The sequence below is a fragment of the Tenacibaculum sp. XPcli2-G genome (genome assembly GCF_024124505.1).
In the GTDB taxonomy this organism is placed as follows: domain Bacteria; phylum Bacteroidota; class Bacteroidia; order Flavobacteriales; family Flavobacteriaceae; genus Polaribacter; species Polaribacter mesophilus.
Genome location: NZ_JAMXSH010000006.1, coordinates 10,964 through 33,363, shown reverse-complemented (window position 1 = coordinate 33,363; position 22,400 = coordinate 10,964). Strand labels below are relative to the sequence as shown.

At 29.5% G+C, this 22,400-nt stretch carries 20 protein-coding genes; 10 read left to right on the top strand and 10 right to left on the bottom strand.

The window, feature by feature from the left end:
- Nucleotides 1-399: 399 nt before the first annotated feature.
- The 10 genes from rodA to NH341_RS13675 form a co-directional block, all read right to left on the bottom strand.
- The gene (gene rodA, locus NH341_RS13715; protein ID WP_047790399.1) at nucleotides 400-1,677 is read right to left on the bottom strand and encodes a rod shape-determining protein RodA; all 1,278 of its coding nucleotides are present in this window, start codon (nucleotides 1,675-1,677) and stop codon (nucleotides 400-402) included.
- Nucleotides 1,658-3,544: a penicillin-binding protein 2 gene (gene mrdA / locus NH341_RS13710; RefSeq protein ID WP_073184324.1), complete on the bottom strand. Its 1,887-nt coding sequence runs from the start codon at nucleotides 3,542-3,544 to the stop codon at nucleotides 1,658-1,660. The genes rodA and mrdA overlap by 20 nt, the downstream gene beginning before the upstream one ends.
- Nucleotides 3,541-4,047: a rod shape-determining protein MreD gene (gene mreD / locus NH341_RS13705; RefSeq protein ID WP_047790401.1), complete on the bottom strand. Its 507-nt coding sequence runs from the start codon at nucleotides 4,045-4,047 to the stop codon at nucleotides 3,541-3,543. Before mreD ends, mrdA begins: the two co-directional genes overlap by 4 nt.
- Nucleotides 4,040-4,867, bottom strand: a complete 828-nt coding sequence (mreC, locus tag NH341_RS13700; RefSeq protein ID WP_253057247.1) for a rod shape-determining protein MreC — start codon at nucleotides 4,865-4,867, stop codon at nucleotides 4,040-4,042. The genes mreD and mreC overlap by 8 nt, the downstream gene beginning before the upstream one ends.
- Nucleotides 4,868-4,883: 16 nt before the next feature.
- Entirely contained in the window at nucleotides 4,884-5,912 is a 1,029-nt protein-coding gene (locus NH341_RS13695) for a rod shape-determining protein (protein ID WP_047790403.1), read from the bottom strand.
- An 82-nt stretch (nucleotides 5,913-5,994) separates the two neighbouring features.
- Nucleotides 5,995-7,521, bottom strand: coding sequence for a bifunctional phosphoribosylaminoimidazolecarboxamide formyltransferase/IMP cyclohydrolase (gene purH, locus NH341_RS13690; RefSeq protein WP_073184329.1), 1,527 nt, complete (start codon nucleotides 7,519-7,521; stop codon nucleotides 5,995-5,997).
- 136 nt (nucleotides 7,522-7,657) lie between these two features.
- Nucleotides 7,658-7,783, bottom strand: coding sequence for a hypothetical protein (locus NH341_RS15375; protein ID WP_255724779.1), 126 nt, complete (start codon nucleotides 7,781-7,783; stop codon nucleotides 7,658-7,660).
- 82 nt (nucleotides 7,784-7,865) lie between these two features.
- Nucleotides 7,866-8,318, bottom strand: a complete 453-nt coding sequence (locus NH341_RS13685) for a GAF domain-containing protein (protein WP_047790405.1) — start codon at nucleotides 8,316-8,318, stop codon at nucleotides 7,866-7,868.
- Between the two features lie 244 nt (nucleotides 8,319-8,562).
- Nucleotides 8,563-9,927 (bottom strand): DUF5458 family protein, encoded by a 1,365-nt coding sequence (locus NH341_RS13680; RefSeq protein WP_047790406.1) that lies wholly within the window; start codon nucleotides 9,925-9,927, stop codon nucleotides 8,563-8,565.
- A 24-nt stretch (nucleotides 9,928-9,951) separates the two neighbouring features.
- Nucleotides 9,952-10,407 carry a hypothetical protein gene (locus tag NH341_RS13675; RefSeq protein ID WP_047790407.1) on the bottom strand — a complete coding sequence of 152 codons (456 nt, stop codon included), beginning with the start codon at nucleotides 10,405-10,407 and terminating at the stop codon, nucleotides 9,952-9,954.
- 80 nt (nucleotides 10,408-10,487) lie between these two features.
- On the opposite strand from NH341_RS13675, the gene NH341_RS13670 reads away from it, so the two are divergent.
- Genes NH341_RS13670 through tssR form a run of 10 tightly spaced genes read left to right on the top strand, consistent with a single transcriptional unit; the run spans nucleotide 10,488 to nucleotide 22,376 of the window.
- Complete coding sequence (locus tag NH341_RS13670; RefSeq protein ID WP_047790408.1) at nucleotides 10,488-10,922, top strand: GPW/gp25 family protein; 435 nt, start codon at nucleotides 10,488-10,490, stop codon at nucleotides 10,920-10,922.
- Between the two features lie 17 nt (nucleotides 10,923-10,939).
- Nucleotides 10,940-12,727 carry a type VI secretion system baseplate subunit TssF gene (locus NH341_RS13665; RefSeq protein WP_156167107.1) on the top strand — a complete coding sequence of 596 codons (1,788 nt, stop codon included), beginning with the start codon at nucleotides 10,940-10,942 and terminating at the stop codon, nucleotides 12,725-12,727.
- Nucleotides 12,724-15,165 (top strand): AAA family ATPase, encoded by a 2,442-nt coding sequence (locus NH341_RS13660; RefSeq protein WP_073184335.1) that lies wholly within the window; start codon nucleotides 12,724-12,726, stop codon nucleotides 15,163-15,165. Before NH341_RS13665 ends, NH341_RS13660 begins: the two co-directional genes overlap by 4 nt.
- Complete coding sequence (locus tag NH341_RS13655; RefSeq protein WP_073184337.1) at nucleotides 15,150-16,094, top strand: hypothetical protein; 945 nt, start codon at nucleotides 15,150-15,152, stop codon at nucleotides 16,092-16,094. The genes NH341_RS13660 and NH341_RS13655 overlap by 16 nt, the downstream gene beginning before the upstream one ends.
- Before the next feature lie 14 nt (nucleotides 16,095-16,108).
- Entirely contained in the window at nucleotides 16,109-16,987 is an 879-nt protein-coding gene (locus NH341_RS13650) for a TssN family type VI secretion system protein (protein WP_253057245.1), read from the top strand.
- Nucleotides 16,980-18,146 carry a hypothetical protein gene (locus NH341_RS13645; RefSeq protein ID WP_047790413.1) on the top strand — a complete coding sequence of 389 codons (1,167 nt, stop codon included), beginning with the start codon at nucleotides 16,980-16,982 and terminating at the stop codon, nucleotides 18,144-18,146. Before NH341_RS13650 ends, NH341_RS13645 begins: the two co-directional genes overlap by 8 nt.
- Before the next feature lie 12 nt (nucleotides 18,147-18,158).
- Nucleotides 18,159-18,656, top strand: coding sequence for a type VI secretion system TssO (gene tssO, locus NH341_RS13640; RefSeq protein WP_047790414.1), 498 nt, complete (start codon nucleotides 18,159-18,161; stop codon nucleotides 18,654-18,656).
- Between the two features lie 3 nt (nucleotides 18,657-18,659).
- Nucleotides 18,660-19,106 (top strand): type VI secretion system TssO, encoded by a 447-nt coding sequence (tssO, locus tag NH341_RS13635; RefSeq protein WP_047790415.1) that lies wholly within the window; start codon nucleotides 18,660-18,662, stop codon nucleotides 19,104-19,106.
- A 10-nt stretch (nucleotides 19,107-19,116) separates the two neighbouring features.
- Nucleotides 19,117-20,049 carry a hypothetical protein gene (locus tag NH341_RS13630; protein WP_047790416.1) on the top strand — a complete coding sequence of 311 codons (933 nt, stop codon included), beginning with the start codon at nucleotides 19,117-19,119 and terminating at the stop codon, nucleotides 20,047-20,049.
- Between the two features lie 2 nt (nucleotides 20,050-20,051).
- Complete coding sequence (tssR, locus tag NH341_RS13625; RefSeq protein WP_253057243.1) at nucleotides 20,052-22,376, top strand: type VI secretion system protein TssR domain-containing protein; 2,325 nt, start codon at nucleotides 20,052-20,054, stop codon at nucleotides 22,374-22,376.
- Nucleotides 22,377-22,400: the final 24 nt, after the last annotated feature.

The window sequence follows — 22,400 nt, the reverse complement described above, 5'->3', positions numbered from 1 at the left end:
CTAGCATTAGGTAATCCTATTTATAAAATTATAATTAATAATTATCGTATTTGCTATGGAGTAGTAATCCTTGATGTGGTAAACAAGTGCTTTTAAAAAAGTAACTAATTCTATTTTTCTATGAGTTCCCTATACTACAAAATCCTAATTCTGATGCACGATTTATTAAGATGATCTCTTCTATCTATCGTTAGTCCCTAATATGTAAATAAACACGCTTACACGAAAAGTGAAAGTTTGAATTATGACTTCTTTATTGGAACCGTTTGAAATAAAAATAATGTTATAAATCCAAGTCCACAACAACTTTTGAGATCCATTATTTGACTTTTATTCTTTAAGTAAGTAAAAAGACTACAATTTCTCTTTTTAATGTTTAAAAAGATGGTTTTAATTTATTTACCAATCATATTTTTTATGAGCATCTAAACGAATGAAAATGAATAGCAGTAAGGTGAATCCCCATAAAGATGATCCTCCATAACTAAAAAAGGGTAGTGGTATTCCTACAGTAGGTAGTAGCCCTATTACCATACCAATATTAACAATAATATGAAAAAAGAAAATAGAAGCTACACTATAGCCATATATTCTTGCAAATTTATTAGTTTGTGTTTCTGATAAGTAGATTATCCTATAGAGCAAAAACATAAATAAAACTATGACAAGAGAACTCCCTAAAAAGCCCCATTCTTCACCAACTGTACTATATATATAATCTGTGTGTTGTTCAGGAACAAAGTTGCCTTGAGTTCTATCTCCCTGCAAAAAGCCTTTTCCAGAAAAACCACCAGAACTAATTGTTTTTTCAGATTGATAAGAGTTATAGCCAATACCTTTGTTGTCTTGTATCTTTCCTAATAAAATATCAAACCTGTCTTTTTGATGTTGACCTAATATATTATTATAAGTATAACTAATTCCCAAAATAAAAAAAATAGAAAAAAGGTAAGAACCAATTATTTTTATAACATTGAAGCGAAAAAATCGCTTATTTCTATAGATTCCATAAAAAACAACAAGTGTTATTACAAGTAAACATGAAATAAGAACCCACTTTGCTCCAAAATATATAGTTAGTAAGAATAGAATTATAGAAATTGTTCCGAATAATATATATGCTAACGTAAGCCCTTCTCTGTTTAAAACAAAAAAGAAAGCGAAATATATTAGTACGGATCCCATGTCGGGTTGTAATGCGATGAAAAAAGCTGGTAAAAAGATAATTATAAAAGCTTTGGCCTGATTTTTTATTAGTTTAAGATTGTATTGACGATCACTCATTAGCTTAGCCAATGCTAGTGCGGTAAAAGCTTTTGCAAATTCAGAAGGTTGCAATCCTATACCTCCAAAATTATACCAAGAAGTAGCCCCATTAATTTTTTTACCAAATACAAGTACTCCAGCTAATAAAACCAGAGAAAAAATGTACATAACACTGGAAAATTGTTCGTAAAACTTTGAATTAAAAAAAAGGATGAAGATGATAACTGGCAAACTAAGTCCTATAAAAATTAATTGTTTGCCATATTTTGTAGAAAAGTCAAAAATTTCTCTCGATTCTTCTGTAGAAGATGCAGCATAGATATTAACCCATCCAAAACCAACTAATAGTATATAGAGAAAAACAAGTAGCCAGTCGACTCCAGCAAAAATATTATTTCGTTCCTGTCGCAATAGTATCGCTTTTTTGAATTAATAATTGATTGTCATATCTTTCTTGAAGACTTAGGTTAATCATACGGTTTTCAAGATGTTTTCTTGATATAGATTTGTTTAAGTATTTTTCAATTAGTAAGCTGGTAATAGGGGCCGCAATTGTAGATCCATATCCTCCGTTTTCTACAAAAATAGCTATGGCTATTTTGGGGTTTTCTTTTGGAGCAAAGGCTATAAAAATAGAGTGATCTGTTAACTGAACTTTTTTCTTATTTACTCTAATAAAGTTTTCAACCGTTCCTGTTTTCCCACAAATATCTATTCCCTTAACTTGACTATATCTAGCTGTACCTCTGGTAAATGTTTCATACATTGCCTCAATAGCAATAGGGAAATGTTCAGGGGAAACTGTTGTTTTTCTAGGAGTTGTATATATTGAATCAAGATTAGGTTTATCTTCAATTTTCTTAACAATATGAGGGGTGTAAAAATAGCCCTTGTTAGCAATAGCTGCAGTCATGTTTGCTAACTGAATAGGTGTGGTTTCTACCTCACCTTGTCCAATGGCATTTGAAATTGTTGTAGTAGCTCCCCATCTAAAATCATAACTTCTGTCGTAAAATCTTCCATTTGGTATTCTTCCTTTTTGACCAGAAGGAAGATCGTAACCTAAATAGTTACCTAACCCAAAGCTTTTTGCATGTTCACTCCAAGCATTAGTTCCTATTGTTGGGTTTTCATAGTTATCTATAATTTTCCTATAGGTGTTAGCAAAATAAGTATTACAAGATTTAGCAATAGCTGTTTTTAGACGTACAGGTCGTCCAACAATTCTACAGTGGCATCCCATAAAAGCATTTGGTCGTTTACCGTAGCGATATCCGTGATTACAATAAAAGCCTGAGTTTTCATCAATCACACCTTCTTGTAAGCCAATTAAACCGGTTAGGATTTTGAAAGGCGAACCAGGAGCATACATTGCTTGCAGCCCTCTATCAAAAGTTGGCATGTTTATACTGTCGTTAAAAAGTTTTACAGAGTTAGGAGAGCGTTGCCTTCCAACCAATAAATTCGGGTCATATGAAGGAGCGGTTACTAATGCTAAAATCTCGCCTGTTTGAGGTTCTATTGCAACAATACCTCCTCTTTTTCCAGACATTAATAATTCTCCATATTGTTGTAACTCACTATCAATAGTTAATGTCAAATCTTTACCAGCTACAGCAAGTGTGTCATATTTTCCATCTTTATAAGAACCAGTAATTTTATTTAGGTTATTTCTTTTAAAGTATTTTCTCCCTTTAATACCTCTTAATTCTTTCTCATATTGTTTTTCAACACCAAGCTTACCAATTAATTCTCCTTGTTCGTAGTAATCACTATTCTTAGCTACATATTCGTTTACCTCGCTAATAAATCCGAGTACATTGGCTGCAGATTTTATAGGATAGTTTCGGATAATACGTTTTTGTATATAGAATCCTTTATACTTAGGTAGTTTCTCTTGTAAAAAAGCATAGTCTTCTTTGGCTAGTTGTTTTAGAAATACCGAAGGAAGCCATCGCGCATAGTTTTCAGCTTTTTTAAAACGTTTTATAAAATCTTCCTTGTCGATTTTTAAAAGAGAGCAGAATTCTAAAGTGTCTAAAGGTTCTACTTCTTTGGGAGTAATCATTACATCGTAAGATAATTGATTAGCGACTAACAATTTTCCATTACGATCATAAATATAACCACGTTCAGGATAATCGTATTCAATTTTTATGGTAGCACTATTGGTTAGGCTTTGTTCACCTCCGTGTACTACTTGTAATTGAAATAGTCGACAGATATAAACAATTCCAATAAGAGTAATTAAAAATATAAGTAAGAAACTTCTTTTCATGTGAGTTTTTTCCTAAATATAAAACTTCCTAAAAAATACAACAGTAACGTAAAAACACTAGAAAAAAGTGTATTGATAAGCACATTTGAAATGTTATAAAAGCTAAAGTTAGTTAAACTAAATAAAATGAAGTGGTGAACTAATGTTAAAATTGCTGTATAATTAAATACTTTATCAAAAGATTCATGTCTTAGGTTAAAGAGCAGATAATCTGATGATGTTTTTTTGAAAACAGCCTTAAAAACAAATAGACGGATATAAGCCATAAATACAGTAGAAAAAGCATGAATTCCGCCAGAGTTAGAAAAAGCATCTACACATAAACCTAATAAAAAAGCTACTAATAAAAGAGAAAACCTGTTTTCTTTAATAGGGAATAAAAAAATAAAAACAATATAAATGTAAGGGTTTACATAGCCTAAAAATAAAATATTATTTAGAATCAACACTTGTAGTAACAAGAGGAAAACGAATAAAAATATTAAGTATACTGTTTTATTCATTGTTATTTTCTACAGTTTTTATTTCTTTTTTATTTAGGTTGGTTATTATATAAACATGACTTAAGTTAGACATATCGTTAAAGAGTTTAATGTTTATACTATTAACCGCAGATAATTCTTCAGGTACTTTTACGACTGTTCCAATAGGTATCCCGTTTGGAAAAATGGTAGATCTTCCTCCAGTAACTACAGTATCACCTTTTTTAAAAGCTGCCTGACGTGGAATGTCGGTTAGTTGTACAATATTGTAATCCTTACCGTCCCATGTTAATGTACCGTAATGATTGTTATTTTTAAACTTAGCGTTGATATTGCTTTTTGAATTTAAAATAGATTGTACTCTAGCAAATTTATTAGAAACATTGTCAGTAATACCAATAACCCCTTTGCTATTTATTACTCCCATTTCTTGAAAAACATTATAATTTTTACCTCTGTTAATTGTTAAAAAGTTGTCAGCTTTGTGAAAAGAGTTCTTAATTATTTTTCCAGAAATGTAGTTGAAATTTTGATAGAGATTTATTGTATCTATTATCTGATTAGCAGAAACACTATCAAGATAAGTGTTAATTTTTTCTAATTTATTTTTTAACGCTAAGTTTTCTTCAACAAGTACAGAGTTTGTTTCTTTTAAGTCAAGATACCCCGATATGTTAGATGATTTTTGATATAGCCCACCTGTAATGAAATTAGTAGAGCTAATAAATTTACTTTTATGAAAAGAATGGTTGTTAATGATTAATGCAACAGCTATAACTTCTAGGAATAGAAAAAATAAGAAATACTTATACTTCTGTAAGAAATAAATAAGCTGTTGCATAAATAATCATTCAAATTTATTTGATTAATACAGTTTTGTATTTTTCTAAATTTTTAAGTGCAATACCTGTTCCTCGAACTACAGCACGTAACGGGTCTTCAGCAACATATACTGGTAAATCTGTTTTTCTAGATAAACGCTTATCTAAACCTCTAAGCATTGATCCACCCCCAGCTAAATAAATACCTGTATTGTAAATATCAGCAGCTAATTCAGGAGGTGTTTTAGATAGTGTTTCCATTACGGCATCTTCAATACGTAAAATTGATTTATCTAGAGCTTTTGCAATTTCACGATAAGAAACTTGTATTTGTTTAGGCTTTCCACTTAATAAATCACGTCCTTGAACCATCATGTCTTCAGGAGGTGTGTCTAAATCTTCTGTAGCTGAACCTATTTGTAGTTTTATTTTTTCGGCAGTAGTTTCCCCAACATATAAATTGTGTTGCGTACGCATGTAATACATAATATCGCTGGTAAATAAATCTCCAGCAACTTTTACTGATTGATCACAGACAATACCAGCTAGTGCTATAACAGCAATTTCAGTTGTACCACCACCTATATCAATAATCATGTTTCCTTTAGGCTCCATTATATCAACACCAACACCAATAGCTGCTGCCATTGGTTCGTAAATCAAATAGATTTCCTTAGCATTCATGTGACGACCAGAATCAATAACTGCTCGTTTTTCAACTTCAGTAATTCCAGAAGGAATACAGATTACCATTCGTAATGATGGTGGAAATAATCTCTTTTTTATAGCAGGAATTTGTTTTACAAATTCCTTGATCATTTCTTCAGAAGCTTGAAAATCAGCAATTACACCGTCTTTTAAGGGGCGTATAGTTTTGATGTTTTCATGGGTTTTTCCTTGCATTCTACTGGCTTCGTGACCTGTAGCGATAATTTTACCAGTGAGCCTATTTCTAGCAACAATAGAGGGGTTGTCAATAACTACCTTACCATTGTGGATTATAAGTGTATTTGCAGTACCTAAATCTACTGCAATATCTTCTGTCATGAAATCGAAAAAACCCATAAAGATTTCGTTATTTATATTTAATTTTAATGTATTCTCACAAATCTAATAAAAATCTGTGGGTATTTTACACTCAATATAATTAATGTTTAAAATGTCTAGTTCCAGTAAAAACCATTGCTACATTATTATCATTACAATAATCAATACTTAATTGGTCTTTAATAGATCCCCCTGGTTGAATTACACTTTTTATACCTGCTTTATCTGCTATTTCTACACAGTCAGGAAAAGGGAAAAAAGCATCACTAGCCATAACAGCTCCGTTTAAGTCAAAGTTAAAACTATTAGCTTTTTCAATAGCTTGTCTCAAAGCATCAACTCTACTTGTTTGACCTGTTCCCCCAGCTAATAATTGCTTGTCCTTTACTAAAATAATAGTATTAGACTTAGTGTTTTTACATAGTTTAGATGCAAATAACAAATCCTCTAACTCATTTTCTGATGGTTTATTGTTAGTAGGGTAAGTTAAATCATCTAATTTGTCTGTAATATAATCTTTATCTTGAACTAATACTCCGTTTAAAGCAGTTCTAACTGTTTGTTTAGGTAATTCAATTTCTTTTTGAATCAATATTACTCGATTCTTTTTACCTTTTAAAATTTCTAAAGCATCAGCATCATAAGCAGGAGCAATAACTACTTCACAGAATAATTTGTGAATTTCTTCGGCAGTGGCTTTATCAATTTTCGTGTTAGAAATTAAAATCCCTCCAAACGCAGAAACAGGGTCACCAGCTAAAGCGTCTATATAAGCTTGATGAATTGTTTTACGTTGAGCAAAACCACATGCATTGTTATGTTTTAAAATAGCAAATGTTGGATCTTCACCTTTAAACTCTTCTATTAAATTAACAGCAGCATCAACATCTAATAAGTTATTATAGCTTAATTCTTTTCCATGTAGCTTATCAAACATAGCATCTAAATCGCCAAAGAAAAAACCTTTTTGATGAGGGTTTTCTCCATAACGTAATACTTTAGATGTAGTTTCACTAGCTTTATATACAACTTCATCTTCATTGAAATAATTGAAAATGGCAGTGTCATAATGAGAGGAGATATTAAAAGCCTTAGCAGCAAACTTTTTTCTATCGTTTAACGAAGTTTCTCCGTTGCTTTCTGAAATAATAGTTAAGAAATCTTCATATTGTTCCATTGAAGAAATAATAACAGTGTCTTTAAAGTTTTTTGCAGCTGCACGGATTAACGAAATCCCACCGATATCAATTTTTTCAATAATATCTTGCTCTGAAGCTCCAGAAGCAACTGTTTTTTCAAAAGGGTATAAATCTACAATTACTAAATCTAACTGAGGAATGTTATATTCTTCCATCTCAGTAATATCGCCTTCGTGATCTTGTCTGTTTAAGATGCCGCCAAAAACTTTAGGGTGTAACGTTTTTACTCTTCCTCCTAAGATAGAAGGATACGAAGTAACATCTTCTACAGGTACTACATTAACACCTAAGTCTTTGATGAATTTTTCAGTACCTCCCGTAGAGTATATAGTAACACCTAGATTATTAAGTTTTTTAACAATAGGCTCTAATCCGTCTTTGTGAAAAACAGAAATTAACGCTGATTTAATAGTTTTTATATTGTTCATTATTGTTGTGTTGTTAAGCTTGCAAAGCTAGTAAAAGAGTAGTCGACACACAATATTTTTTTAGCTTTTAAGATTGAAAACACCACCAAAAATATTCTTTGGTGGTGTTTTAATACAACAAAACTATAAATATAAATTACTCTGCTGTTTCTAAGAAGTTTCGAAACCAGATTGTGAATTTTTCTATTAAAGATTGTTGAGATTTTGAACGAGCATTAGCACTGCCTAATGCTGCATAAGAAGGATGTTCTCTATTGCTCATATTTAAGGGGATTAATGGGGTTGTTTAAAATCACATCAAATAAAGTAAAAAAAAACTTAATAATCAAGTGATTATAAAATAATTATACAAAATTAGCTATTTTTTTGCAAATATATTCCAATAAATCTTCGTCGTTTTTAGTAAAAGGGTTAACAGTATGAGAGTCAATATCTATTTGACCGATGTTTTCGCCGTTTACAAAGATGGGAATTACAATTTCAGATTTTACTTTCCAACCACATGAAATATAATTGTCTTGTTCACTAACATCTTGTACAACAAAGTTTTTATTGCTAACTGCTACTTGTCCACAAATACCTTTTCCAAAAGGGATGATTGTGTGTTCTGTAGGTTCACCGTTAAATTGAGCTAGTTTTAACTCGTTTTTATCACCATTTTTAAAGTAAAAACCAACCCAGTCATAGTAAGAGATTTCTGAAGCTAAATAATCGCAGATTTGTTGTAGTTTTTCTTCTTTAGAAGAATTATTACTAACTATTAAGTCTATATTGTTTTTTAGTTCTTGTATGTTCATGAAAATATTTTTTATCTTATTCGTAAAGAGTGCTTAAAGCTTACAAAAATAGTTGTAAGGATTGTGATAAAAAACTGAATTTTATTTTTTATAGCTTAGACAAGAGGTTTTAAGTGTTTTTTTGTGAAAGACGATACAATTTCAAAAAGAATGAGTTTAAAGTTATGTGATAGCTAAAATATTTTCAATAAAAAAAGCAAAAGTTAAAAACCTTTGCTTTTTTATTTTTCTCTGTAGTATAAAATTACTGTTGAACGTATTCACTATGCCAAACAGCATCTTCAGGACCATCTCCTTTGTGTCCATCTAGTTGGATAACAAAGCTTTTAGCAGGAAAATAAGGAGTGATATGAATATCTAATAAAACACGGTCTTTTTGATTTTGATCTTGTTCTATTTTTATAACCTTAAAACGCTCAATTAGCTTAGTAGGTCCTTGAATATCGTCTAAGAATTTAACTATTTGGCGACGTAAATCAGCCTCAGTTCTAGAGCTCCAGTTTTCAAAAGCTCTTCTATTTAAAAAGTCAAATAAAACCTTTGTTATGTGATCGAATACTCTTACAACAGAGTAAGTTTGTAAACCTAAGTTGTCTCCGTTAAATAAAGTCTTGGCTGAAAAAGCCATTACTTTACTATATTCGTTAACCATAGGAACAAGTCCCATTTTTTCAATTTCTGAAATTTCACTCTTTTTAAGATCGAATCGTACACTTTCTACCTCATTAATACCTCCAAATTTTTTACCTGCTACTACTTGAGACATTAATGTGTGATATATTTTACCAGCCAAAGCAGAAGATGGCGGAACGTATAGGTTGTCTTCTTCACCCACGGCATCTTCTTTTTTTCTTCCTAGTAGCCAGTTACAAGTCATTAAAGTGTTTGATTTGTGAATTTCGCCACCAGAGTGATTTGCATTTGAGAACATGTCAACAATGTCGTCAGGTGTTTCAAGATCTTGGAAGTCTGTTAATAAAACAGCTTTGTTGTCATGTGCTATTTTAGACCATTTGTCTAAGACTACGTTAGATCCTAAATAACCAGGAACTACTAATATAGAGTAGTTGTCTTTTAAATCTAATCTATCAAAGTTTTGTTTAAACTCATTTGATACATAGTCTATAAAAAGAGGATTTTCTAAATCTTTTAATTGACTTAAATCGGCATTTAAGATGGTGATGTTTTTTACTTTGTCTTTTTCGGTGTTTTTGTAGAATAAAGCTACTGATCTATAAGAGGTTTCTAGTTCTTTTGTTTTTTCTAAGGTTTTCTTAAGATTGTAATTTAAAACACTTTCTATGCTGGTAGATTTTTCTTTTGCAGTATCACACATTGATTCGATACTGTCACTACTTTTAAGAATTTCTAACCAAACAGAAAGTCTGTTTTTTAAGTTTTTTCTTTCTCCTTTCCACTGCTCGTCGTTTAAAAATAGACTTTTTCTAGCTTTTCTTTTTGGGTTCAAGTTAGAGTAACCATCAACGATGTTTTCGATAAAAGAGAAACCACCGTACTCTTTTATGCCATCAATAGCGTTAGCTACTTCTTGACTAGGGGATTGTTGTTTAACTACTTCCGATTGCTGCGTTTTTACTTTTGTAGACATAGCTAATTATGTTTTTTTTTGGTTTTATTGTTCGGCTTGCTCGATTTCTTTAATTGACTCTTCTAAAATTTTGATAAAGGTATCTTTTGTTTCAGGGTTACTAAGTGCTTTCATTAGCGCTCTGTTAGAAGATAGTTGTCTTGAAATTCTTAGATACTGGTCTTTTTCTATATCTAGCTTATTTAAAAAAGAGCTATTAGCCTTAATGTTCTCAACATTAAAATCACCTAAATTGTTGAAATTTAAAGATTCTTTAACGTCGGCGCCATTTTCATCGGTGTGTTCAAGATTCACTGAAGGTGAAAACTTCTCGAATACAGCTTCGATTGTGTCTAAACCATAGATAGCTTCGGGGGTTGCAGGAGCTTCGTCGGTAAGTTTTTGGATTAATAAAGTTTTGTTGGAAGAAATGTTTGCGATTGATTCATTAGCATCAACTTTAACTTCATTGCCTCCAATTCCGTAATTGTACATTGCCATAATAATTTTTTTTATTCTGCTACGAATCTATTAAATATTTGATAAAAAAAATTATTTTTACAGAAAAAAATTAAGGAAAAATGAATTATTTGAAGATCCCCCTAGACTTTTCCAGTATAACAAAAAGAAATAAAGAAAATAATAGATTGGGGTGTACACTTGAAGAATCCATAGCTCAACACCTCATGATAATTGCTACTTCAAAACAAGGTGAGGTTTTTGGAAGACCGAATTATGGTTCCGATATTTGGGATTTAGAATTTAACCAATTGGTTAAAATTAATAAATGGGAAGAAAAAGTTAAAGATTCTTTATATTATGCCTTTGTTGAGTATGAGCCAAGACTCAAGGATATTAGAGTTAGTGTAAGGTTATCTGAAATAGATGATGATGCTGAGACTACGGATGTTCATGTAAGAAGAAAAGCAGAAATTAAAGTATTTGGTACAATTATAGAAACCGATGCGCCATTTAATTTTGCTACACTTTTTTACATTAGTCCTTTATCACAATAAAAAAAATAAAAATAGCAATGAGAGACGAATATTTTATGAAAATTAAAAATCGAATGCTATTGCGTTCGATGGAATTATGGGGCATTAAAGATAAAAGAAGTGTAGATCCTATTTTAGACTTGCTTTTACATACTTTTGCTTATGAAATATCAAAATTACACCAACAAATAGATGTTTCAGATAAAGAATTATTAGATAGGTTATCTAGAATTTTGGTAAGTAACAAGTGGTCCTTACCATCACCTTCACATGCTTTATTAAAAGCTCAGCCGGAAGACGATACGACACAATTAAATGTTTCAGATCATTTTTATTGCTCAAAGAGAAGATTTGGAGAAGATAAGTTAGATGTTTTTTTTACTCCAATTATTACAAAAAAGCTAATAAATGCATCTGTTAAATATTTAGGGTACGATGATAAGTTGTTGGTTTGTGAAAACCGATTTGGTAACATGGAGGATGCTCTTTATTTATCTGAAGAAAAGAAAATTAAAGATTACGAACTTTGGTTTGGTGTTGAAATTTTAGATGATTTATTGGAAGAAACTAATAATCTATCTCTTTGTTTTATACTAAAAGATACTTCGCTTTTACCTTTTTTAAAAACAATGAAGGTGTATGATGTTGATGAGAATGAAATGTTTCTAGATAAGGAAGTTTTAATAAATAACAACAAAGAAGTTCACTACTTTGAAGATGTAATTTCTTTTTATGAAGATTGTTTTTATACTTTAAATTTAAATGAGTCTTGTAGACAACAAAAAACAATAAATGAATTATTTGGAGAGCAAACGGATTTTTTTATTGAGCCTGAAGATTTAGATAAAAAGCTTTTATGGTTTAAAGTAAAGTTACCAGAAGTTTTTTCTAGAGAGAAACTACAAGGAATAGAGGTAAGTTTAAATACTTTTCCAGTAGTTAACAGAAAGTTAGAGTATAAACAACATAACTTTAGAAAAAATGGAAGGATCTTATCGGTACTGAGTGAAGGTGAAAACTACTTTTTAAATATAGAAAGTTTAAGTGATGATAAAGGAAATAGTTATAGTAACGTTATAGAAAACTCTACAGAAAGTCTTGAAGGAGGTTATTCTCTCTACTTTGGAGACATAGGAAGGTTTGATACAAGAAGTGCTAAGATGATGTTAAGTAAAACTTCTCAAACTGTAAGAGAAGAAGGTAGTGCTTTTTCTGCAATAGGGTATGATATTATTCAAGCATATTTAGATGATTTGCATGAAAAACTAGATGAGATTGATAAGAAAATTCATTTAGAATTTGGTGAGGTTAATGCAAATAATAACAAAACATTTTTGTTAACCTATCCACATAAAGATGCCTTTAATTATGAATTTCAGTATTGGCTAACTAATGCAAACCACGCAAATGATATTAATACTAGTTATACTTTTAATCAGTATAGAACAGGTAAGTTTATTGATAGTAAAATAAAACTCAAAACAGATACAATAGGTGGGCATATAAGAAAAGAGGAGCACGACAAAATAAATGGACTGCGCTATGGGTTACTTACTAGAGAAAGAATTGTAACTAGAGAAGATGTAAAAAGTTTTATAAACAATAAAATAGGGCATTTTGTTGAGAGCCTTTCTATAAAAGATGGTGTTGCAATATCAAAAGAAAAGAAAAAAGGATTAATTAGAACTACAGATATATACATAAAAACTAAGAGAGAGTTAATTTCTGAAGAAAAACAAAACCTTTTCAGTTATTATCTTGAAAAAGAATTAGAAAAAAGATCAATATCAAATATAACATATAAAGTATTTTTTATAAAAAAATGATAGAAAAAGATTACAGTTCAAGTGCTTTATCAAGCATAAAAAGAGCTAAAAGTATTGCTTACAGAGAAAATCAAAGTACCTATGGTGTTAGTCATTTAATAACATCGCTAATTAATGAACCAACTGGTTTAGAAGAGATTATTGATAGCATGGGTAAAGATGCTAACTATATTCTTGAGTGGTTTGAGGTAATGAAAGAAATGTATAAGTCAACTCCGCTAAAAGCTTCTGGAGATGTAAATCCAGACCATGAAGTTGCTAAGGTTTTCGAAGAGTCTGAACGTTCAAAAATTAAATTAGGAACGGAAAATATTGATGCCTTATGTATTTTTACAGCAGTTGTAAGAGAGGGAGTTGTGTATTCTGGACAACAAATAGAAACATTAGGTATAACAGAACAAGATATTTTAAATCATTACAATGCTAATACTCCTACTTTTTTAGAATCAAATGTTAAGGAAAATATTTCTGCAATAAGTTCCTATATCGAAGACCTTCAAACAGAAGAGGTAATACAAAAAGGAAACTTAATCTTAGGTAGAGAAAAAGAAGTTCGATTGATTTTAGAAAATTTTGAAAGATCAGAAAGCAAGGGAGTTATTTTAGTAGGAGATTCAGGCATAGGAAAAACAGCAACAGTAAACTACTTTGTAAGAGAATTGAGTAATAGTACAGATGAGTATTTGAAAAGTCACTTAGTATTCAAACTCAATGTCCCAAAATTATTAGCAGGAGCAAGCTCTGAAAATGATGTAAATAAGAAAATATCAGAACTATTTGAGAAATTAGAGTCTATTGATGCTCCTTCCATATTAGTTATTGATGATCTTCATGTATTGCTTGAAAACGCATCAGGAAAAACCAATGCTATTGTTAATATTTTAAACGCTCAATTAAGTGAAGGGCGTATTAATATGATTTTTACAATTAATTCAGATTCATACAGGAAAAATCTTGAAAGACACCCTATAGATGGTAAGTTAGAAATATTGAAGCTAGAGGAATTAGGTAGCCTAGAGATGTTAAAGTGTTTACATAGACATAAAAAAAGGTTGGAACTACATTTTGATATTAAAATTTCAGATAGAGCAATTGAGGAATCTATACATCTTTCAAAAAGGTATTTTAAGGAAAAGAAGTTACCTTATGGTGCAATAGATTTAATAGATAAAACTGTGGCAGCTGTAAAGATGAGCAACGCTACGGTATTAACAGAGGTTAGAAAAATAGAAAAAGAGTTTAATGAAGTTAAGGACTCGGAAAAGTTTGAATTTTCAGATTTACAATTAATCTATAATACCATTTACAGAAAAGTTAGTGTAATTCAAACCTCAAAAGTAACCAAGTCATTTAATTTAGTATCTGATAATCCAGATTTACAAGAAGAAATATCTAAGGTAGATGAATTCTTATCTATGCTAAAAGAGCTAGCTAAGACTCCAATCGATACTGTAAGTGAAATAGATATTGAAGCTGTTGTTTCTGAAATTACAGGTATTCCTTTAGGAAAAATTCAAACAGAAGAAAAAGAACGTCTTTTAAATATAGATAAAAAGTTACAAGAAAGAGTTAAAGGGCAGTCAAACGCTATTCAAACACTCTCTGATGCTATTATTGAATCGCGAAGTGGACTTAGTAACCCTAAACAACCAATTGGTTCTTTCTTCTTTTTAGGGCCTACTGGAACAGGAAAAACTGAATTAACTAAATCATTAGCAGAGTTACTATTTGATGATGAAACAGCAATGATTCGTTTTGATATGTCTGAATTTAAAGAGGAACATTCAGCAGCACTACTTTATGGAGCTCCTCCGGGTTATGTAGGATATGAAGAAGGAGGGATGTTAGTAACAAAAATTAGACAGCGTCCATATTCAGTAGTTTTATTTGATGAAATTGAAAAAGCTCACAGTTCTGTGTATGATGTTTTTCTACAATTAATGGATGAAGGAGTAATTCATGATAAATTAGGAAGAGAAGGAGATTTCTCTAATGCGATTGTCATTTTTACATCTAACATAGGTAGTCAATGGATTGCTGAGCAAATAACAGGAGGAAAAATTCCGACCTCAAATGAGTTAATAGAGGTAATGGCACAACACTTTAGACCAGAATTTTTAGGGAGGTTAACAGAAGTAGTTCCATTTGCGCCAATAAATCAAAAAGTAGCACAAGATATTTTAGTAATACACTTTAATAAACTAAGAAAGCAATTAGAACAACAAAAACAAATAGTGTTAGATATTTCTGATGAAGCTTTAGAGTTCTTGTCAAAAAAAGGATTTTCTCAAAAGTATGGAGCCAGACCCATTGCAGGAGTTGTAAGAACATACGTGAAAAAGATAATATCTAAAATGATAGTTTCTGAACAGGTAAATAAAGGAGATCATGTACTATTAGATTATAAAAACAATAATCTTGTATGGGAGCTAGTGTAAATGAAAATGATACCGTTATAGACGAGCTTGTTCGTAATATGACATCTAATTTTATAGGTGAGGTTTTTATTGAAGAATTAGAGTTTTTATTAAAAAAAGATGTCTCAGAAGTATTAATTGTGAAAAATCACGGTATGAATACTAGAGCTCAATCTAAAGATGTTTTGTCTATTAATTCAAATTTTATTGCTAAAGACACAGGGTTTGAAGAGAACTTAGTAGTAAATTTAAGTAGAAATAGTATATATCATCAGTTACCAGAAATATTATTTTACCCTCTTTCCTTAGGGGTTAATTCAGATAATAAGAAAGAAGTAGTTGATACAATTCGTAGAAATAGGGAAAAAGAAAAAGGAGATATTAATTTTTTTACACTATTTGATACAGAAATATTTAAAGAAAGAGTTAGGATTAATAATAGAAGCTTAAACTTTTTTTCAGACAAAAAATCAAAACAAAACCTATTAAATATTTTTAAACAAATTATAGGTTTTGATATAGAAATATCAGATGAGTCATTGTATAAACTATTTCTTAATTTATGTAAGTCTGAGTTTTTTAAAGAGAATTTAGTCGAGTTAGAAAAACTAATACAAATTGTTTTAGGCTTAAAAGTAGAGCTTAGTTATATACCTTGTGCTATAAAAGAATCTCCTTTTTTAAGTTTAGGAGATGCTGTTTTAGGAGTAGATCTAGGTTTAAGTGGTGAGGTTTATAGTGAGATAGATGATGTTAAAGTAGTTGTGGTATTAGAAAAAGAAGTAGAAAACTTTAAAGTTTTAGAAAAAAGTGTTTTACAAATAAAGGAAGTGTTAAACTTCTTTTTAATTTCCTCAAGAAAAATCCATATCACTTATAAAACAAACTCTGATCAATCTTTTGTTTTATCAGAAAGATTTTTAGGGTATGATTCATATTTAACTAAATAAGAAAAGAAAAAGTTATGAACATAATAATAGTATATTTTTTAAAATTTCTTTTAGCACCATTAATAGCTATTGTTTCTTTAATGGTATTAAATAACATAGTAAAGGCAAAAAAATCGTTTAATATAAAAAAGGCAATAGTCTTGGTTTTATTGCTAACTATAGTTCTAGTAGCCCCAGTTTTAATTAGTTTATTAAAATATGAATTTGTTTGGGTAGGGTTGATACTCACAGTTTTGTGTTATCTTTTTATAGGTGTGTTTTTCATGCTTTTTCAAAATACAAAGTTTTACAAATCTATAGGCCTAGATAATAAATTCCATACACTATTTTTTGCTTTTATAGTAATGCTTCTTTCAGGGTGGCTGTATTATCTAATTTTTGAAAAAATAAGTAATTTACCTTACGCACTTTGGGCAATGTTATCAATAATTTGGTTTGTGTTACCATTACTATACACAATGTCTTTAGAATACTTTTTAAACATATCAAAACCATTTTATAAAGCCTGGAATGTTTCAGATAATGGAGTTAGTGATATGTATTGGGATAATGTAGACGTTTTTAAATTAATACAAGTAACAGTAAAAATTAAAAGAAATCCAGAAGATAAAAACTACAGTTCTTTTTCAGTAAAGTTACCCATGGAGGTATCAGTAGGTATGTGGTTTAATCGATTTATAGAAGATCAAAACTTTAGATTTCCTGATAGAATGATTGATACTTATTTGGAGGGAGAGCCAATTGGTTGGATTTTTTACACAAACAAATGGTTTAATTTTCCTCTTTTTACAAAAGTCTTAGACGCTGAAAAAGACGGGAAGTTTAATAAAATAAGGAATAAACAAACTATATATATAAGAAGAACTGCATTAAACACCATTGAAAATGAATAAGAAAAATAATAAAATGAATTACTTACCAATAAATTGGACTGACGGAGTAAAAATATCTGCAGAACATTTTTTTAAAAATTATAACAACACAATTGAAACCATAAAAGACTACAATTCGGTTTCTCTTAAAAATTATGAATATGGATTAGTTGATGGAGGAACTAATTTTGAAAACCTACAATTAGATGTTTTAAACGATGGAGATAACTCTTTAGTAATAAAACTGAAATCTTGTAACGCGATCACAGAAAAAGGATACAGGATTATGTATCACCGAGATTTATATGGGGCAAATTCACCATCAGTAACATTAAAAACATCTGATTTTGATAAAACAGAAAGCGAGGAGTTTTATATAATGCTTTCGCTATCTCCATTTGAGTATTTACCAGTAGGTATTCCAGACCCTGAAGTTATACCTTTACATCATCCTAATGTATTACCTAAATTAGAACTACATACACTTCCAGTTTCAAAAATTAATACTAGCTTTTTAAAAGAACACTTTTTGGTTATAGGAAAGGTGTTATGGACAAATGGATTGTTTTCTATTGATGAAAGTTATGTGCCTCCTGTTGTTAATTTAACATCTAATGAAAGGTTAGAAGGATTTGGAAAAGGGTTATTACAAATGCTTATTAAGTCTAAAAACTATTCGATTAAAATTTTCAAAAAAAATAATGGGCAAAAAAGCAGTAATAAATTAGTAGCCAATACCTTTTCAATTTGCAGTAAACTGCAAGAGTACTACAGTGATAATATTTTTAATTTAGAAAATATTTCTACTAGTAGATCACCTATGTATTTGGTTGATAGGTTAGTGGTGTTAGCAAATAAGCTTTCTATTTGCTTGAGTATTATGGATGATAAAGAGAAAGAGCAATTACTACAATATTATTATCAATGGACAGACATTAAGCCTTCTGTTTTCCTTGATGCAATAGTTGATGCTGTAAACGTTAAGTACAACCATATTGAGATAGCAGAAACGTTTGATGTGCTAAATAGGTTTGTAGTTATGTTGGAGCGCGTATTTAAAAAGATGAGTGAACTAGAGTATATAGGACAAAGAAAAGATAATATCGTAATTAATGAAGAGTCTGGAGCGCAATTCAATAGAAATAGAGGTAAAAATAGTACTTGGAGTATAATTGATTAATATAAATTTCTTATGAAAGCTTTAAATCACAAAGAAAGGAGAAAACAAATACTTAAGTTTTTTGCATCATTCTCTTTAACAGCAGTAGTCGTATTCTTTTGTTTATATGTCACTTTAATTATAGCAGAAAAAGGGGTTGTTTTAATTGAGAGTAAACAATCTCATTACAATGAAGTTTTTAAAAAACAAGCTATGTTAAATTTTAAAATGGAAGAGCTTTTTAAAAACCTATATAGTTTAAAAAATAAAAGAAGGAATATTGGAGAGTATAGGCAAATGCAGAAGATTATAACTAACACCAGAGTAGAAATAAGACAAAGTATAGATAGTACAAAAAAAGAAAACAACTATTACAAAATTTACGGTGAGTTTTTGTCTGAAATAAGGAATATACAATCACTTCTTGAAAATTATAACAAAGAAGTTAATACAAGAGAAGCTAATAAAGAACAATTAGAAAAGTGCAGAGAGAAATATAAAGATTTAAATAAAAATTTAAATAAAGAGTAAGCTATGGATAAACATGAGATTTTTTGGGAAAAAATAAGGTTTTCTCTTTTGTTTATAATAATTTCTACAGTAGTGTTTATAATACTAACTAAATTTATATTTAAAGTGCCTGTAGTAGAAAGTAAAGAGCTGCTAAATAGTATTGACGCTTCAGAAGAAATTTTTGATATTCAGGAAGAATACACAAAAAAAATAAAAAATACACATAAAAAAATTCAAGAAATACCTTTTGATGTTATTCAAATTCAGGTATTAGACGAGTTAGATAAGGAAATTCAACAATACAAAAAAATTTATAGAGATAACGATATGAATAATAGATATATATTCGGAGTTCAATCATCAAAAACGCTTAAAATGTTTTTCGATTTGAGTGAAGAATACAATGCTTTAAAAAGGAATAATAAAGTTCTGAAAGAAAATTTAGAAGAATGTAAAGCTAATATTTAAATAAAAGAATATGTCTAATAAATTTAAATTATCAGCTTTAATTTTTATAGCTTTATTAGTATTAATACTGGCCATATTTGCACCTTATAAATCAAGACTCAGTAATTTAGATTTTTACGTGTCTGAATCTAATAGTAATTACCAGTTTGAGGTTGGTGAAAAACTGTTTTTCCTTTTAAATGATACGAGTTTAGTTGAAGGAAGAAAAGTGGTGTGGCATATGGGAAATGGAGATTCTATAGTAAAACCAGGAAATATCGATTATAAATACCGTAAAGAAGGTAAGTATTTAGTATCAATAAAAATAAATGATAAGTTTACTGTTTCAAAACAAATAGGTATAGTTTCTTTACCAAAACTATCACCTAGAGACTCTTTGGTAACATTGCATGGCGTAGATGAAGGTTATGTAGGAGAAGAATTAGTGTTTTTTACCGAGGGAAAAGGAATAAATACCTGGTATTGGGAGTTTGGAGAAACAGGTACAGTTGATGCTTATGAAGAACAAGTAATTTACAGATATAGTAAACCAGGAGACTACAGGGTAAAACTTCAAACAAATACATTAAAATACCCAATATTTCATAATATAAAGATTTTACCAAGATTTGAAAAAGTTGAGGAATTAGAAAAAGTAGACTCTTTAGGGGTTGTGCAAAATGATATTAGAAAAAGACTTCAAGCAATAGCAGATAGCAAGGTTACAGATAGAGGAACTTTTTATAAAAACTTAAATTATATAAAAAATAACTATACATGTAATCAAGCAGAAGATATACTCGTAATTGTTAACGGAGGAAGGTATAATGACTTTTTTAGTTACTGCCAAGGTTTACACTATTTAGAAAATAAAAAAAGAAGCAAAATAATTATAAATAAAGTTGAAATAGATACAATTAAATGTTTCAAAAGATTAAACGTAACACAAAGTTTACTAAGATAATAATGCAAAAAAAAATAACACTTTTTATTTTTTTGCTGTCGCTATATTCCTTCCCTATTGTATCACAAACGATAGGAAAATATGAAAAAGTAAAAGAAGTAAAAACTAATAGGTTTAACTATCTAAAAAAAGCAAAAACGAAGCACGATGCTTCGTTAAAAATGGTCTTTTCAGATAGAGAGGAAAACTCTTTTTATAAAGGACCATATGTGCAAGAAAAGTTTAAGAAGAAAGGACTACTTACTCCGTTGTATGTAATTGATGAAAAAGAAAACTCGTATGAAGTAGTAGTAGCCAACCCAGATCAAATAGGAAAGCCCAAAGGATTGTTTTCTATGTTCTATGGAGATAAGTTTAACTTTAAAGATTCAGAGCAAGTAGAATATTTAGGATGGATTCCTACAAGTAATGTAATAGAGTATAATCATTCATTTTTAGAGACGTGTAATAATAAGCCAATAAAATATAAAGTAGGTACTGATAAAACGTTACGACTTTTTGATTTGAAACCATATATGGAAGTAGACTCTGTAAATGTGTTTAAAGATCCCTTTTTTAGAACAAAGTCAAACAAAAAGTTAGTGTCTAATCAAATTGTATACCCTTATAAGTATGATGAAAAAGGGAAAGCAGTATTTGTGTCAGATAAACCCGTTTTAAAAGACTCTATTTCTCAAACAGTAGGTTGGATACCATCAAACTTAATTACACGTATTGGACAAAGTCAAGTATATGTTATAAATGACACTGATAGTTTATTGGCAGTTAGTAATAAAGATACAATTCAACTTACAGGTGAAGATGTATTGTCTAAATACTTATATACAGGATATAAAAACTTAAAAACAGATGTTACTAAAGACTTGATAGCTCCAGTACATGTTTGGAATCATGATAAAAATAAACTTATTAATGTAAAAGGAAATAGCTTTTATACAAAAGAAATAAAATTTATGAAAGAGGAGTCGAAGGTAGTAAACTTCCATTTTATTTCTAAAAATGAGGAAAGCGAACATCTAAAAAAAATATTAAACTCATTACAAAGTTTATACATAACCTTATTTCAAGAACCTACTGAAGCTCAATACAGTTTTTCTGCAATTTTAGTCGATAAAAAAGGAACAGCAATATTAGAAAAAACAAGCTCTTTTTCAGAGTGGATTAGCTTTGTTGAATCTTTTATAGAAAGTAATCAAAACAATTTAGCTGTAGAATACGTTGAAAAAACAATGTCTATTCCCAAAGCAGTAAATTATGTAATAGATAATTTTTCAGATGAAAATAAGCGTTTTGAAAACAATTTCTTCATCATTGCTTCAAGCAAAGAAAACACGAATGATATTAAAAGGCAAAAAGATACTTTTTTTGAAAAAATAGCTAAAAAATCACCTAAAATTATTTTTGCACAATTAGACAATAATCAAAGTGTAAGATCTCAGAATTATATATTAGGAAGCAAAGAGTTTTTGTATAAAACAGGAAAATATTATAATGAATTTATCAAGAATTTTATTGTGGATAATGAAATTATAGTAGAAAACAATATCTTAAAAAAGATGCCTGCAGATGAAGATAATATTTATGTGTACGATGCTCCAGATAATAGCCTTTTTAATGGAGGCGTTATTTTTCCAAGAATAGAAAGTTCATTAACTCCTCTATCTTTAGAAAAAGCGATAGATACTGTTTTAAAAAGATCTACATTAACAAATAATAAGCTTATATCCTCGTTAAATTACTTTAATAAAAAACTAGGAGTTTTAAGAAGTGAACCAAGCACAACGATAAAAACAAGATATAAAGAGTTAAATACAGACAGCTTACGTCTTTTTCAATTAAGCAGAAACAATTTACATGAAGTATTGTACCAAAAAGTATCATTACTTAACGATAGTATAATAAAAAAAGGCTATGTCTTAGATAAAGATGAAATTATAGAATTAATAGAAAATTATCGCAGCACATTTCCTCAAATGGCAAAACCCATTACAAGAAAAAAGCGAAGAGTAATAAAACGATTGTACCAAAAACAAATAAAAATATTAAACAAAGCTGCCTATAGATATGTTTTAAGTAGAAAAGCAACAATAGCAGATTTATTTTACTTTAAATCAGGAATTCCTTTAAATCATGAAGGATATTACTGTTTAGGAATATATAAATTGCCAAGAAAAAGAGTAGGAAAAAATGGTTTTGAAAAGTTTTATTTTCAACAATATGAAAAAATAGATAAATTAGAAGAATTATTTTTAAAAAATAAGTTGCAAAAAGTAGAAGAAGGTTATAGAAGTGAAGTGTACTTCATACCTTTAGAACTATTGCCCTAGTTAATAGTTAGGAAGAACCCCGAA

Excerpts from the sequence above, each read along its gene's own strand:
- mrdA (WP_073184324.1), bottom strand. The coding sequence starts at position 3,544 with ATGAAAAGAAGTTTCTTACTTATATTTTTAATTACTCTTATTGGAATT.
- mreD (WP_047790401.1), bottom strand. The coding sequence starts at position 4,047 with ATGAATAAAACAGTATACTTAATATTTTTATTCGTTTTCCTCTTGTTA.
- mreC (WP_253057247.1), bottom strand. The coding sequence starts at position 4,867 with ATGCAACAGCTTATTTATTTCTTACAGAAGTATAAGTATTTCTTATTT.
- NH341_RS13695 (WP_047790403.1), bottom strand. The coding sequence starts at position 5,912 with ATGGGTTTTTTCGATTTCATGACAGAAGATATTGCAGTAGATTTAGGT.
- purH (WP_073184329.1), bottom strand. The coding sequence starts at position 7,521 with ATGAACAATATAAAAACTATTAAATCAGCGTTAATTTCTGTTTTTCAC.
- NH341_RS15375 (WP_255724779.1), bottom strand. The coding sequence starts at position 7,783 with ATGAGCAATAGAGAACATCCTTCTTATGCAGCATTAGGCAGTGCTAAT.
- NH341_RS13685 (WP_047790405.1), bottom strand. The coding sequence starts at position 8,318 with ATGAACATACAAGAACTAAAAAACAATATAGACTTAATAGTTAGTAAT.
- NH341_RS13680 (WP_047790406.1), bottom strand. The coding sequence starts at position 9,927 with ATGTCTACAAAAGTAAAAACGCAGCAATCGGAAGTAGTTAAACAACAA.
- NH341_RS13675 (WP_047790407.1), bottom strand. The coding sequence starts at position 10,407 with ATGGCAATGTACAATTACGGAATTGGAGGCAATGAAGTTAAAGTTGAT.
- NH341_RS13670 (WP_047790408.1), top strand. The coding sequence starts at position 10,488 with ATGAATTATTTGAAGATCCCCCTAGACTTTTCCAGTATAACAAAAAGA.
- NH341_RS13665 (WP_156167107.1), top strand. The coding sequence starts at position 10,940 with ATGAGAGACGAATATTTTATGAAAATTAAAAATCGAATGCTATTGCGT.
- NH341_RS13660 (WP_073184335.1), top strand. The coding sequence starts at position 12,724 with ATGATAGAAAAAGATTACAGTTCAAGTGCTTTATCAAGCATAAAAAGA.
- NH341_RS13655 (WP_073184337.1), top strand. The coding sequence starts at position 15,150 with ATGGGAGCTAGTGTAAATGAAAATGATACCGTTATAGACGAGCTTGTT.
- NH341_RS13650 (WP_253057245.1), top strand. The coding sequence starts at position 16,109 with ATGAACATAATAATAGTATATTTTTTAAAATTTCTTTTAGCACCATTA.
- NH341_RS13645 (WP_047790413.1), top strand. The coding sequence starts at position 16,980 with ATGAATAAGAAAAATAATAAAATGAATTACTTACCAATAAATTGGACT.
- tssO (WP_047790414.1), top strand. The coding sequence starts at position 18,159 with ATGAAAGCTTTAAATCACAAAGAAAGGAGAAAACAAATACTTAAGTTT.
- tssO (WP_047790415.1), top strand. The coding sequence starts at position 18,660 with ATGGATAAACATGAGATTTTTTGGGAAAAAATAAGGTTTTCTCTTTTG.
- NH341_RS13630 (WP_047790416.1), top strand. The coding sequence starts at position 19,117 with ATGTCTAATAAATTTAAATTATCAGCTTTAATTTTTATAGCTTTATTA.
- tssR (WP_253057243.1), top strand. The coding sequence starts at position 20,052 with ATGCAAAAAAAAATAACACTTTTTATTTTTTTGCTGTCGCTATATTCC.